At 64.2% G+C, this 12,895-nt stretch carries 14 protein-coding genes and 4 tRNA genes; 11 read left to right on the forward strand and 7 right to left on the reverse strand.

The window, feature by feature from the left end; translation table 11 throughout:
- Positions 1–166 precede the first annotated feature (166 nt).
- From ACNUDN_RS11675 to ACNUDN_RS11710, 8 genes are all read left to right on the forward strand, one after another.
- The gene (locus ACNUDN_RS11675) at positions 167–592 is read left to right on the forward strand and encodes a hypothetical protein (protein WP_419122089.1); all 426 of its coding nucleotides are present in this window, start codon (positions 167–169) and stop codon (positions 590–592) included.
- Positions 589–912 (forward strand): hypothetical protein, encoded by a 324-nt coding sequence (locus ACNUDN_RS11680; protein ID WP_419122090.1) that lies wholly within the window; start codon positions 589–591, stop codon positions 910–912. Before ACNUDN_RS11675 ends, ACNUDN_RS11680 begins: the two co-directional genes overlap by 4 nt.
- Positions 913–1,254: 342 nt before the next feature.
- Positions 1,255–1,530 (forward strand): hypothetical protein, encoded by a 276-nt coding sequence (locus ACNUDN_RS11685; protein ID WP_419122091.1) that lies wholly within the window; start codon positions 1,255–1,257, stop codon positions 1,528–1,530.
- A 1-nt stretch (position 1,531) separates the two neighbouring features.
- Positions 1,532–2,449: a hypothetical protein gene (locus ACNUDN_RS11690; protein WP_419122092.1), complete on the forward strand. Its 918-nt coding sequence runs from the start codon at positions 1,532–1,534 to the stop codon at positions 2,447–2,449.
- A 313-nt stretch (positions 2,450–2,762) separates the two neighbouring features.
- Positions 2,763–3,002: a hypothetical protein gene (locus ACNUDN_RS11695; protein ID WP_419122093.1), complete on the forward strand. Its 240-nt coding sequence runs from the start codon at positions 2,763–2,765 to the stop codon at positions 3,000–3,002.
- Positions 2,980–7,149: a phage tail tape measure protein gene (locus tag ACNUDN_RS11700; protein ID WP_419122094.1), complete on the forward strand. Its 4,170-nt coding sequence runs from the start codon at positions 2,980–2,982 to the stop codon at positions 7,147–7,149. The genes ACNUDN_RS11695 and ACNUDN_RS11700 overlap by 23 nt, the downstream gene beginning before the upstream one ends.
- Before the next feature lie 14 nt (positions 7,150–7,163).
- Positions 7,164–7,529: a hypothetical protein gene (locus ACNUDN_RS11705; RefSeq protein WP_419122095.1), complete on the forward strand. Its 366-nt coding sequence runs from the start codon at positions 7,164–7,166 to the stop codon at positions 7,527–7,529.
- A gap of 73 nt (positions 7,530–7,602) precedes the next feature.
- Positions 7,603–8,340, forward strand: a complete 738-nt coding sequence (locus ACNUDN_RS11710; RefSeq protein ID WP_419122096.1) for a hypothetical protein — start codon at positions 7,603–7,605, stop codon at positions 8,338–8,340.
- Here the strand turns inward: ACNUDN_RS11710 and ACNUDN_RS11715 are convergent.
- The 7 genes from ACNUDN_RS11715 to ACNUDN_RS11745 form a co-directional block, all read right to left on the reverse strand.
- Complete coding sequence (locus ACNUDN_RS11715) at positions 8,337–8,909, reverse strand: hypothetical protein (protein WP_419122097.1); 573 nt, start codon at positions 8,907–8,909, stop codon at positions 8,337–8,339. The genes ACNUDN_RS11710 and ACNUDN_RS11715 overlap by 4 nt on opposite strands.
- Positions 8,910–8,913: 4 nt before the next feature.
- Entirely contained in the window at positions 8,914–9,804 is an 891-nt protein-coding gene (locus ACNUDN_RS11720; protein ID WP_419122098.1) for a zinc finger domain-containing protein, read from the reverse strand.
- Positions 9,801–9,977 carry a zinc finger domain-containing protein gene (locus ACNUDN_RS11725; protein ID WP_419122099.1) on the reverse strand — a complete coding sequence of 59 codons (177 nt, stop codon included), beginning with the start codon at positions 9,975–9,977 and terminating at the stop codon, positions 9,801–9,803. The genes ACNUDN_RS11720 and ACNUDN_RS11725 overlap by 4 nt, the downstream gene beginning before the upstream one ends.
- A gap of 105 nt (positions 9,978–10,082) precedes the next feature.
- Positions 10,083–10,157 (reverse strand) — tRNA-Val (locus tag ACNUDN_RS11730).
- A gap of 12 nt (positions 10,158–10,169) precedes the next feature.
- Positions 10,170–10,243, reverse strand: a tRNA-Cys gene (locus tag ACNUDN_RS11735).
- Positions 10,244–10,267: 24 nt separating this feature from the next.
- Positions 10,268–10,340, reverse strand: a tRNA-Gly gene (locus ACNUDN_RS11740).
- A gap of 95 nt (positions 10,341–10,435) precedes the next feature.
- Positions 10,436–10,831, reverse strand: coding sequence for a DUF6636 domain-containing protein (locus ACNUDN_RS11745; protein ID WP_419122100.1), 396 nt, complete (start codon positions 10,829–10,831; stop codon positions 10,436–10,438).
- A 164-nt stretch (positions 10,832–10,995) separates the two neighbouring features.
- Between ACNUDN_RS11745 and ACNUDN_RS11750 the strand changes: the two genes are divergently transcribed.
- The 3 genes from ACNUDN_RS11750 to ACNUDN_RS11760 all read left to right on the forward strand — a co-directional run bounded on the left by ACNUDN_RS11750 (position 10,996) and on the right by ACNUDN_RS11760 (position 12,872).
- Positions 10,996–11,070: transfer RNA gene (locus ACNUDN_RS11750), tRNA-Val, on the forward strand.
- 287 nt (positions 11,071–11,357) lie between these two features.
- The gene (locus tag ACNUDN_RS11755) at positions 11,358–11,981 is read left to right on the forward strand and encodes a hypothetical protein (protein WP_419122101.1); all 624 of its coding nucleotides are present in this window, start codon (positions 11,358–11,360) and stop codon (positions 11,979–11,981) included.
- Positions 11,982–12,029: 48 nt separating this feature from the next.
- Positions 12,030–12,872, forward strand: coding sequence for a hypothetical protein (locus tag ACNUDN_RS11760; RefSeq protein WP_419122102.1), 843 nt, complete (start codon positions 12,030–12,032; stop codon positions 12,870–12,872).
- Positions 12,873–12,895: the final 23 nt, after the last annotated feature.

A 12,895-nucleotide genomic window follows, 5' to 3' on the forward strand; every position in this document is an offset into this window, starting at 1 on the left:
AGCGCGCCGTCATCCGGCAGCGCCGGACCCTTGCCGACGGCCGGAAGTTCGTCTGTGTCGTCTGCCCACACTGCGAACACCGTCACTGGATGCCTGCTGATCTTGAAACCCACCAATGCCCACGCCGTACAGGCTTCTTCACCATCGCCGAAAGGACCACGACCCGATGAGCACCGCGACTAACTCCAGCCCCACCGCAAGCGACTATCTGAAGTACGCGGCCGCCCGATTGAGTCAGACCACCGACTGGGCCACCGACTCCATCTGCGGGTCATGCTGCGAGGGCGCCGACGGACACGAAGCCGAGTGTGACGCCATCAACGCCACCACGACGGAGATCCTGGCGATGGCCGCACAGTTCGGCGACCCGCGCCGCTACTCTGACGGCCGCCGCGTCGTGTCGAGCCGACAGATCGATGACAGCAGCATCGTGGCTCAGCATGTCTGGCATCCCGACCCGACTGCCGAACCGTCGCATTCATGGCGCGGTGTACTGCCCCACGATCCGGGTGAGGCCGCGCCGGGCGTCTACGAGGTGTCCACCGATCCGATGGTTCAGGAGATCTTCGTGCGGGTGGTGCGCACCGCATGAACACACTGACAGTGACCCTGACTGAAGTCGATGGCGAGACAATGCTCGACGCGGCGGGGATGGCGTTGATGTTCGGCGTCGACAAGGCCGAGGTCGAGCACCATTTTCGACCCCCCTCGAAAAAGGTGGTCGACTCGGCCGAAGTCGAGCGCCTGCCCTTGGTCGGTGGCGCGCTACCCATTCCGCGCGAATGGGTGAAGCGTGGCCGCCAGCGGGCCCGCGAAGCCCAGGCGCGCACCGGCGCCACCGACTGGCTCAGCGTCCTCGGTTACTGGGCAGACAAAGATCACGGCGCCGAACTGGAGGTGATCTATCAGTGATGCGTCTCTCCGCTGAGGAAACCGAAGCAGCTCTGTACTGCGTCACCGAGCTGGTCGACCGCCGGCATCGCGCCGGTGTCCCCGTGCCCGGATGGATGGTCACCCTGAGCCGAAAGTTGAACCTCGCCAGCGTCATGTCCCAGAGCGGACATGAAAGTGGTAGCGAGGGAGGAGAATTGGAAAGCGAACATAAACTCATAGGGACCCAAGCGGCCGCCCAGATCCTGGGTCTGCACCCCCGCCAAGTGCGCCGCCTCGCCGCAGACCTCGATGGCGAACAGCCAAACGGGACATGGATATTCAAGCAAGCAACAGTCATCGACTATGCGGAAGGAAGAGCCCGTGGCAGACATTGCCGAAGCGTTCAAGCAGCATCTGCGTAGCCTGTCCGATTCCGAATGGGACGCCCTCGCCTCGGAAGTGCGATCCACCCAGAATGGCCGCGGGCCGGAATTCGACAGCGGTCAGCGCATCGAGGTCAAGAACGAAGCGAGCAGCAGCCGACGACCCGCGCAGATTGCTGGCGTCAGGCAGGGCAGCAAAAAGTACGACGGCCTGCTCGGCGCATACCTGAAGGGCTACATCGACATCGACGGCAACCCCACGAAGGGCGCATGACATGACATCAGCATTCCGACCCGGCGGAAGCCCACTCCTGCGGGCGGCTGAAACCGGACGGCTCAACGAACTCGTCAGCAAGATAGACGGATTCAACTCCGCACTAGCTGTCGCTGACCGCGCAGATGAGCTGGCAACCGAACTCGCCGCTGAACCCGCCCGGGACACGAATCCTCAGCCAGCAACACCCGAGGAACTCACTACTGAATGGCTGGCCAAGGAAGTCGAACAACGGCGATACGGGCGAGCCACCGAGGAAAGCTTGAAGGTGCTGCAGGAGATCGCCGTCACTGCACGCCAACAAGCCGCAGAGCTCGTCGAACGCCACGCCACCGACCTGATCCGCGGCCTAGCCCAACAACTCGAGAAGGTGCGAGTAGCCGCAGCCAAGGCTGTCGACCAGCTCGGCGCCGGCGTAAACGATCCCGTGTCCGCCATCAACGCCGACGTCGCCGAGCACTGGAAAACCCTCGTCGGCTTACGCGGCGAATACGATGCAATTCGATCCGCACAGAAGACCGTGTACCTCTACACAGGCGAGGGAATGTTCGACCAACTACGGTGCGGCGACAACCAGCACCTCATCAACGACCCGGAAGCCCGCCTCTACTTCCACCGCAACCTCACCACGGTTGCGCCTCGCTGGCGCGGCGGGATCGACACCGACCGGCGCGAACACGTCGGGGAAGTCCCTTGGCCCGATGACGCGGTCGAACGTCTGGTGTGGTTCATCCGCAACGACAGCGGCATCTGGTGCCCCACACGCGGGGAGATCAAAACCCTGCTCGCCGAAGGCGGCGCCGGCCCGGACCCGAAGAACCGAGGAGCGCAGGTCCCGCGCCTCGCGGAACGGGGCCACGCTACCAAGGAAGGCGCCAAGCCCGATCTCTGGAACACCCCGGTCGAGATGTTGCGCTGAACCGATCACGAATGAAACACACACTTCTCCTGCTGCCGGTGAGGGACAACACTGCGCGCAGGAGCAGGGACGCCTCGCTCAAGCATCCTCGACCGCTTGAGCGGGGCACGTCCCGTCACCACGGGGGGTCCACCCCTCTCCCCGCCCCCCAAATCAAGACCCCGGCCCAACTGGCTCGGACTCTGTACGGGTCTGGGCATCCGTGTGTACCGGGCCTGAAATCGTTCTACCTGGGATTTTGCACTTTGATGGCCGTTTTGGGTGCCTGTTTTTCGGCGATCCCAGAGAAACTCCGCCCAGGCGCGGGGTGGCTATGACGCTCTCTGAGGATCGAGACGTGGAGGCGTTGCGTGCCGAGGAGTGGGTGTTCCATTTCATGCGCGGAAATGTGATGGCCGCGGCTGTCGTCGAGCAGGACGGGCCTCCGTTGCGGCCGTCGACGGTTCTCGCTGCGGTGATGAGCCTGTTGGCCGATCAGCGGTTGATGCTCTCGCCGATGGCAGATCCCGAACCTACTGAGGAGGTTGATCGTGCCGATTACGTTGAAGGTTGAGGCGCAGGCCGATAACCGTTCGTTCAAGCAGGCCGCTGACCAGGCCACCGCGGTTTTCACTGCGGCTGGCAAGGAGGCGTCGGGGTCGTTCGCGAAAGCGTTCGGGCAGGGTTCCAAGGATGTCCAGAAGGCGGCTTCGGAGGCCGCGAAGGCGTATGACGCTGTCGCCGACGCGACCGGTAAGGCGACGGTTGCGGAGAAGCAGCGCCAGGACGCGGTGAAGAAGTCGGAGTCTCTGACAAAGAAGGCTGCCGACGCCGAGAAGAAGTTGAACCAGGCCCGCGACGCCGGCGACACGAAAGCTGTTGCGTCGGCGGAGAAGGAGTTGGAGCGGGTCCGCGACCAGCAGGCCCGCACCACCACTGCTGTGGTGAGGTCTGCGGAGGCGGCGAGCCGCGCCCGTAGGACTGAGCAGCGGGAGATCCGTCAGGCGGTGTCGGCGTATCGGGAGCTGCAGAACGCGCAGGTGCGCGCCAACTCCGGTGGCGGGTCGACCCGCATGGCGGGGGGGATTTTCTCCGGTATCACGTCGCAGTCGTCGGGCGTGGTGGGGCAGTTCACCCATCTGGGGGGTAGTGCGGGGAAGGCGTTCGTCGGTGGTGCGGTCGCCGCGATCGTCGCGGGCGGGTTGATTCAGGCTGGCGCGAAAGCCGCCGGGATGGTGTTGGACGGCTTCAAGTCCGTCATGGACACCGGGATTGATTTCTCGAAGACGATCAACAACTTTCAGGGCGTCACGGAGGCTAGCCCCGCGCAGACGGAGCGCATGGCCTCCGCTGCCCGCGCTCTGGGCGCCGATACGACGATGGCGGGTGTTTCCGCGTCGGATGCGGCGAAGGCGATGACGGAACTCGCCAAGGCCGGGTTCACCGTCGATGAGGCGATCACCGCGTCGCGGGGGACTTTGCAGTTGGCGACGGCTGGGCAGATCGATGCCGCGCAGGCTGCTGAGATTCAGGCCAGCGCGTTGAACGCGTTCAACCTTGACCCCCTTAAGGATGCTGCGCGGGTTGCTGACGTGTTGGCGAACGCCGCTGTCGGGTCGGCCGCCGACATTCCTGATTTGGCGCAGGCTCTGCAGCAGGTCGGTGGTATCGCTCAGGGTTTCGGTGAGGACATTGAGGGCACCGTCTCGGCTTTGGGGATGCTCGCCAACGCCGGCATCAAGGGTTCTGATGCGGGCACCTTGTTGAAGACGACTCTTCAGTCGATCACTAAGCAGGGCACCCCGGCGCAGGAAGCGATGCAGGCGTTGGGGTTGTCGCTGTATGACCTCACTACCGGCCAGTTCGTCGGGTTCCGGGAGTTGTTTCGTCAGTTGGATGAGGCGAAGGCCCGGATGTCGCCGCAGAACTTCCAGATCGAGTCGAACAAACTGTTCGGCACGGACGCGATGCGTTCAGCGATGCTGGGTACCGCCGCGGATTTCGACAAGATGGAAGCCGTCATCAACCGTGTGGGCACCGCCGCGGACATGTCGAAAGCGCGGATGCAGGGCTGGCCCGGGATTATGGAAGGGATAGAGAACACGATGGGGGAGCTGAAGCTGTCCCTGTTTGAGGACACCTTCAATACCCCGGCCGGGCAGGACTTCGGCAACAAGATCGTCGAATCCCTTGACGGCCTGGTGGATTGGGTGAACACCCACAAGCCGGAGATCATCGGCTTCGTCGCCACGGTCGGGTCTATGGGCGCCGACATCGCCGACAGCTTCCTGATGTTCGTGGCCCGCATCCTCGACACGGGCGCCACTCTCATCGATTTCGTGAACATGATGTTCACGTCGATGATCGAGGGCGGCTCGAAGACCGCGCAGCTGTTCGGCGGGATCATCAAGCACATTCCCGGGTTCAGCTCTGTCGGTGAGGGCATCGAGGACATGGGCCGCAAGTTCGACGACGCGGCCGACAAACTGCAGGCCCTTCCCGGGCAGATGCGCACCGCCTCCGGGGGTATCGACTCCCTCCGCGAGGGCATTCGGGGGATGCGGGACGACTTTGTCGCCTCGATGGGGGAGATGGCCCTCGCCGAGCAGAGGAACCGGCTTTACGCGCAGTCGTTCAAAGAGGTTCAGTCCGCGGTGGAGTTGGTGCCGGACACGAAGCAGATCGTCATTAAGGACAACACCCCGGAGACGAAGCAGAAGCTCATCGAGTTGGGGTTCGCCGTCAACCAGCTCCCTGACGGCCGTCTGGTCATCAATGTGGAGTACCGCGACCCCAGTGGGAATTTGGTGGACCCTTCCCAGTTGGGGGTGTCGCAGCGGCAGCAGGACGACCGGACGAGCCGCCAACACGACTGGGGCATCGACCCCCCTGTTACGGGTCCGACTCCACCCCCGGGGGGGTGGCCGGCCGTCTCAGGGTCGGGGGGCAGGACGAGCCTCCCGGACGCCCCGGTGTTGCCGATCGACTACACCTCCACTGCGGGGATGGATGCCACGTTGGCGTCGGCGCAGAACCGTGTTGATGAAACCCGCCACAAGTTGGCGGAGAAGCAGGCCCGCTTGAATCAGTTGTTGGAGTCCGGGGTGGCCGGCGAGGACGACATTCAGAAGGCCCGCAACGATGTTGCGAAGGCGCAGCAGGACGCCAATGAAGCGCAGTCGCGGTTCACTGAGGCGCAGCAGCGGATCGCGGAGAAGCAAACCAAAAGCCTCAAGGGTGTCACGAAGGACATGGGTGAGATCGGGGCCGCCCTGGATTCGGACTTCGGTATCTCTAAGGGGTTGGCGGGGATCGCCGATAACCTGGTGCGGTTCTTCGCTTCCCTGGCTGCGGCGCCGCTGTTGGGGAAGTTGTCTGCGGTGTCCCAGGCCGCCGGCGATGAGGGTTCCGGACTGGTGGGGATGCTCGCCTCCACTGGTGCTCTCGGGGACAGGTTCCTGCCGGATAGAGCCAGTGGTTCTGCGCCCGGTTCTACGTCCACTGGTTCCGCGTACACATCCGGTGATGCGAACGTCAACGCGATGCTGGCGTTGGCGGCTCAGTCCAGCGGCAGGGTGGAGTACGGTCCCGCGTCGGATCTGATCGGCGGGTTGGCGGACTGCTCGGGGTCGATCTCGGACCTGTACGAGGTTCTCACGACGGGGAAGTCTTCCCCGGCGCGGATGTTCACCACCACCAACTTTGCTTCTGATGCGGAGGCCGCGAAGCTGGGGTTCCGACCCGGGTATATGCCGGGCGCGTTGAACGTCGGCGTGAACCCGTATCCGGGGATGAGCGGGCACATGGCTGCCACCCTGCCGAATGGGGTGAACTTTGAGGGCGGCGGCGGCACCGGCGGCGGCGCGCAGTACGGCGGTTCAGCGGCGGGGGCTCTCGACCCGCAGTTCGAGAAGCGGTACTACCTGCCTGTTGGCGGCGGGGTTCCCACCGTAACGACGTCCACTCCTACCACCCCGGCGACTACCCCGGCGGCGGTGGGCGGGTTCGGTGGCATCCCTGTGCCGTTGCCGGTGATCATCGTTGGCGGAGCCGTAGGGGGTGGGTTCGTCCCCCCGATCGGGGCGCCTATGGCCCCCATCGGAACACCGGCATCGGGGCAAGGGTTGGGTCCCGCACCCGGCCCAGTAGGTCCTGGTCCGGTGCCGACATCCATTCCTGGTGGTGCTGCTGGCGGTCTGCCGGGCACGGGTTTCCCGCAGGGGGCTCCTATCGGTACGGGTACCGCTTATCCGGCGCAGCCCGGCGGTGGGGGTGTCGCTTTGGGCGGTATGGCGATGGACGGCCTGATGGCGTCCACCACCGCCTTGGACGCTTTGGCTCCTGGTGCGGGCGCACTGGCGAAGGTCGGTATCCAGTTGATCAACCGCACCATCAAATACGCCGGGCAGGTCGCCGGTATCGGGGTGTCGGGGTTGATGGAAACCATGTCGTTGGGTGATAACCCGATGGGGTCGATCGGCGCTTCGTGGATCGGGAAACTCGCCGGCGGTTTAGCCGGTGCCAGCCCCGCTCTGCCGAACAAGGCGGGTCAGCAGGCCCCCGCCAACCCCGCCGCGGGCGGCAGTGAGGACCTCGCCAGCCGCGCCGGTGCTTTGACGCAGAACATCAACGTGACGAATAACCGCGCCACCGAGGACGGCACTGGGCGGGATATCGCCCGGCATGCGGCGGCGATCTACTCCCCGGCGGGCAGGCAGTGACCGACCATGGGGTGATGAGCACCTGTCCGCAGTGTGAAAAACACGCCGGCGGCGAGACCGACAGCGTCGGAGCCGCCGATAACCTCCGATTCGCGCGCGTCGTCCTAGCCCTCCTCAACGGTGCCGAAGACGCTTTGGCCGTGATCGCTGACGAGGTCGGCGACTGCCGCGACTGCATAGCGCGCCTCGCCGGCGCCGGAGCCGGGATGTGCGCCGGCCAGATGCAGACGATCGCCGCATTCTTCGTTGCGGCCGAGGAACACGAGAGTCAGATTCAGCTAGCCGAAGAACAAAAGTGGGATGCAATCAAACAACGGGCCATCCAGGCGACGGAGCAAATCGTGCTCGACGCCGCCGATCTCGAAAAAGGACTCACTTAGAAAACCGCGGCCTAGCGCTAGGGGACACGCCGAATCGCCAGTGTGATTGAGTGGCACGGTGGGGGCCGCGAGCATGGACGGGCAGGCTGCCATCGTGTTCTGCATCGTGGACAAGGAGACGGGCGTCTGCGGCTTTACGTGGTTCATCGAGGCCCACGACGTTTCGTTCTACATCAAGTCAACGTTCAAGCCCTTGCAGATGGTGAAGGTCAGCATCCACGGCCCTGATGCGACCCATCCGAACGATTACTACCGTCTGGGTTTCACCAAGCCGAAGGAATCGGCGAAAGCGATCCGGGCCGGCGGAGGCTGGGGCGGCTTCGGTCAGCCACTGCCATTGGTTTTTGATGGCCGACCAGTCAATAAGCGGACTGTGCACCTCGCGCGCTTTTCCGCCGAGTGGAACATGTTCCGGCGAGGGATGCAGCGAGGCCCTAACCCGGAGCCCAAGGCGAAGGCCACTCTGAATGCCTATGTGGATGCTCCGGCGCTAGGGAGAGTGACACATGTGGATCTCTACCTCAGTAAGGTCCGGCCGTTCTGGCAGAACAGGGAACGTGAGCTAAGACAGCAGGATGCAGGAATCGGACCGCTGGTCAACGGGGCGGGAAGGTATCTGACCGCGGTGGTTTCCCAGATCAGCGCGAATAAGGAGCCAGATCCCTTCGGTGACCCGTCGAAGGGTGTGGCGCCGGCGGATTGCATCCGCGGTATCGCTGAAGGAGTTGATAAGACCGGCTTGTTGTGGATCTGCGAAAAGATGATCCCGAAGGCGGAGATCGAGCAGCGTAATCCGCCAGAGCGAAACTAGCTCTCCCGTCCCCACACCAACCTCACGGTGTCGTCGTTGAGAGCGATGGGGTCCACCACGAACTCAGCCTCAAGACGATGGGACTCGTGGATGTAGGCGAGTAGGCATCCCGGCGGGATTGTCGCCTCATAGAGCTGCCCGGCGCCCTGGCCGAGGTCACGCTGCGCGAACCACCGCGCACGCTCGATATCGGTGGTCCACGACATCCCGAACCGCCTCTCAGGCGAGCATCCGCGATACACCGTCACTGGATTGCGAGGGCGGGGGGCAGGTTTGCCGTCCTCGGTGTAGCCAACTTCTTCGAACAGCGACACCCAATCGTCGGGGTCTAACAGGCTGGCCGGAAACTCTGCCATGCACCACACCTCGGTAACCACCTCGGGGTGGTCGGCCACATCAATGGACTGCGGGTACAGGTCGTACAGGAGGGCTGGCCCCTCGTTGCGGCCAAGCGACGCCCTCGCCTGTGAGAACGTCTCGGCGTCCATCGTCCCGTCGTAGCGGTAGTAGCCGGCCTCATCGCGGTAGAGGCCGGGTAGCCACCAGGACATACGCACGTGCGCCATCATGCCTTCAACTCTGCTGTTGGCGTTGCGTCTCGGCTAGCGGTTCAAGCACCGCCAGGAGCGCATCAACGTCGGCGTTGGGGATCGTTTCGGGGTGGCGGGCGAACCAAGCCAGCAGGGCTTCCAGGGTTTCTCGGCGGTACCGGAGGCGGCGTTCGTTGGTGACACGCAGGCAGTTGACACACGTCATGTCTTCCCACCACAGTCCTGTCTCCGGGTCCTCGTAGTCGACTTCCCGGGGCTCGTCGGGTTCGACGAGTTGGCTCATCGGCACGTCCCTACTTCGTGCCGTCTTGGGGTCGCGGCTCAGCGTCATCGTTTCGCCACACAGGGCGGTCACGGTGCGCTCGCCGGCGTCCCAGGCGGCTTGCGCCTCGGAGATGACGTACCAATGGTGCGCGTACGGGTTGCGGGGGAACTGGGCGAAGTACTCCCCGCGGAGCCGTTCACGGTCGGGTGTGTACTCGTCGGGCCAATCGGCGCCCAGCACGTACGCCTGGATCTGTTCGTCGTAATCGCGGAAACGCGCGTCAGCTTCGCGGAGCACGGCGTGGCGAGTCCGCCGGCCGCACTCCGAGCACTTCAGGGTGCCGGTGCGACGCCAGCCACGGGGGTCGCTGAAATGGCCCGCACTGTGCGGAGCGTTCTCGTCGGCGAGCGCGAAGTGGTGGTTCGCGCTGAACGTCCGAAGGTTGCCGCACTCGCAACAGAGGGCTTGGTTGATCTCTCGCCGGCGTTCGTGGTTTCGCCGTATCCAGTCGTCCACGATGGCGACCCGCCGGATGTGCGGGTAGGTTGCCGCGCCGCGACCGCGATGTGTGCGGCACGGCCGGCCGGGTTCGGCACCGCAGAACGGGCAGGTGTGGGCAAGTGCGGCGTGGGGCTTGGTGGTGGTCATCGGCTCGACTCCCGTCGGGTCGCGCCTTCGGGGTCGACAGCGGCGGCGATACGGCTCAGGTGGGGGCCGACAGTGCGGACCCACCCCTTGACCGCATCCTGGCACGGCTTGCCCGGCTGAGCCCCGCAGAGGGGGCAAAGAGCAGCCAGGGCGATGGACGGCGATTGCGTCATTTCGTTTCCTCCCGGTGCGAAGCAGTCCACCCGGCCCCTATTGCGCGTTTATTGCGCGGAAACGACGAAGGCCCGGTCGAAACCGGGCCTCACGTGCGCTGACGCTGGTGCGCGATACTGGGATTGAACCAGTGACCTCTTCCGTGTCAGGGAAGCGCTCTCCCGCTGAGCTAATCGCGCCGGGAACACCATTGGAGGTGGAGACGGGAATCGAACCCGTGTGCACGGCTTTGCAGGCCGTTGCCTCACCACTCGGCCACTCCACCGCTGGGGTTGATGCCTGCACCTCGAGCGGATGACGGGATTCGAACCCGCGACCCTCACCTTGGCAAGGTGATGCGCTACCAACTGCGCTACATCCGCGCGCCACGGGCGAGATCGTCGCCCGTCGCGATGCAGAACGATAGTCCACGCAGTTGGGCATGCACAAATCCCTTGCGTGCGCGGCGTGCCGTCGCTCAGAACAGTTGGTATGCCTGCCGTGACAACACGAAGCCATGGCCGTCGGTATTGGAGCAGCGGATGCCCGACGGCTCGCTGGTGCAGCTGATGCCCGCGCCGGCCCGGTACTGGCCGTACTCGAGGGCGGGGCCGCTGCCCAGTGCGGTGTCGCCGGCACACACGAAGGCGGCGGGGCCGGTCACATTGACGTAGATGCCCTGTCCGTAATCGGTGAAGTCGGGACAGTCGTCCGGGCGTGGGGGAGGCGACCAGTCCCGCGCGGCGATATCGCACCGCACCATGTCCTCGTCGAGGATGCAGCCGATGTTTCCGCTCGGTGAGGTGAAGCCGATGATGTCGGCCGCCGCGGCCGGGGCGCCCAATACCGCAGCCGCCGCCAGGGCTGCAGTCATCAGAATTTTCATGGGCGGAGCGGACGCCGAGCGCTCATGCCCGGCAGGTTACCGGCGGCGGTGCCGTTCGGCGCGGTGAAGCGGCGAACTGCCCGAGCAGGGGATTCATGTCCGACCGCCGCTCCGTGCTAGTCTTCTGCCTCGTTCGCTTGTGCGAATTGCCCGGTCTCGTAGCTCAGTGGGAGAGCGTCCGCCTCACACGCGGAAGGTCGCTGGTTCGAACCCAGCCGGGACCACCAGGTCAAGCCCCTTTTTTCCTACCGCGTGCAACATACGTGCAAATTTGGTGCGGATTGCTTCTTGTCACCGTTCGCGCAGGTCGCTTGACGCGGGTCAGTTCACCCGTGGCAGATACGGACGCGCACAGCTTCGCGCCGAGTTCGTTGTGGCTGACTACGATCCCGGCATGACGAGCAACGCGACGGCGGTGACCATAAGCGGTATTGGGAAGATGCCGACTGGACCATCTGGCCACGCACCGCACGTTCGCCCTGCCTACCGAATCCTAGGTCGCGCTCACGCTTCCGTGACCGGCTTGTTCTCTGCTGTCGCGGTACTCGATGATGCGCGGCGATCGGCTAACTCATCGACCAAAGGACGTATGTCAAAGGTTGAGGTCGATGTACTGCGATCTGCCATCGTCTTCACCTCAGCTGGGTTGGATGCTGCGATGAAGCGGCTCGTCAACGACGTAGGCCGCTTCCTCGCACAACAGCCGGGGACTGGGGCGCGGGGGCAATTCGAGCAGTACATCAGAGAGCAGTTGGCGCGACCGCAAGTAACCGAATCGTTCCGCGCCGCAGTCTTGTCGATCGACGTCTCGGAGCAGATGCTCAGTACATATCTGGGAGAGAAGACGAAGGCGAGCTTCCAGGGCAGCTCCGACCTTCGGACGCGGGTGCGCGAAACGCTCGGCATCCGGAAAACTGACGTCCCGAACGACGACCTCACAGCGCTCGATGACTTCTTTCTCGCAAGGAATAAGATCTCGCACGAGATGGACCTGAAGGCCCCGGACACGGACTCCACTGCACGGGTGCACCGGAATCCCGATGCCGTCGCCGCACAGTGCGCCGAGGTGTTCAGAGTGGGAACTGCGCTGATCTGCGGGGCCGCAATTGTTTGCCGGAACATCGGCCCGACAAAGTAGGGTGCGCGTGCGACCTCCCTGGCGGTGCGGCTGGCTATCCTGCCGGGCATGCCGCCAATCGAACCGGACATTGAAGTCATACGCGACCGGCTGCGAAGGGCGGGCGACGTTCGCAAGTCGATCGGCGCGCTTTGGAAGGAGTACTTATACCGACTGCCCCGTCGGTGCGACCTGATCCCAGACGCTGAGCACGCCGGGCGCTGGTCGTTGGTGATCAACACTGTCGAGCCGTTGCCGGTCCGTATCAGCACGCTGTTCGGAGAGTGGCTGTACCTATTGCGAGCGTCGCTCGATGGCGCTGCTTATTACGTCGCCGTACGAGACAGTGGTCAAAACCCCCCGCCGAACGAACGCCGCATCTACTTCCCGATCAAGACGGACCCGGCAAAATACGACAGCCAGGGACACCGTGAAGCACTGAAGGCGTTCTCGGACGCGACCTTCGCGGACCTGCGAGTCTGCCAGCCGTTCAACGCAGAGCCCGACCATAAAGCGAACGTATTGTGGTGGATCGAGGAACTTGCGCGCATCGACCGCCACCGCCGGGGGCATGCCCTGGCGGTGCACATCGTGAAGATGCGCGTCGGCTTGGAACCACCGCTAGCGCTGGTCACGAATCACCTCGCAGAGCTTGGAAAGGGCCGAGTTCCGATAGACGAAACGTCCCCGATGCGGCTTCTCGACATAGAGGCACCCGTCGGGTTCGATCAGCTGGACGTCAAAGAGCACATGGATATCAGCGATGCAACGGAAAGCGCTCTGGACGTCACCGAGTGGGTAGCGAACGCTTCGCCACCGATGACGACCACTGACTTGGGTGATCGGATGTATATCTGCGAGACGATCCTCGCCGAGGAGATCATAGAGCCGTTCATCAGCGGCGACACATAGCCGAGTCGCAGCGTGTATGCAGC

Origin of the sequence: Mycobacterium sp. smrl_JER01 (genome assembly GCF_048513595.2) — a bacterium.
Classification (GTDB): domain Bacteria; phylum Actinomycetota; class Actinomycetes; order Mycobacteriales; family Mycobacteriaceae; genus Mycobacterium.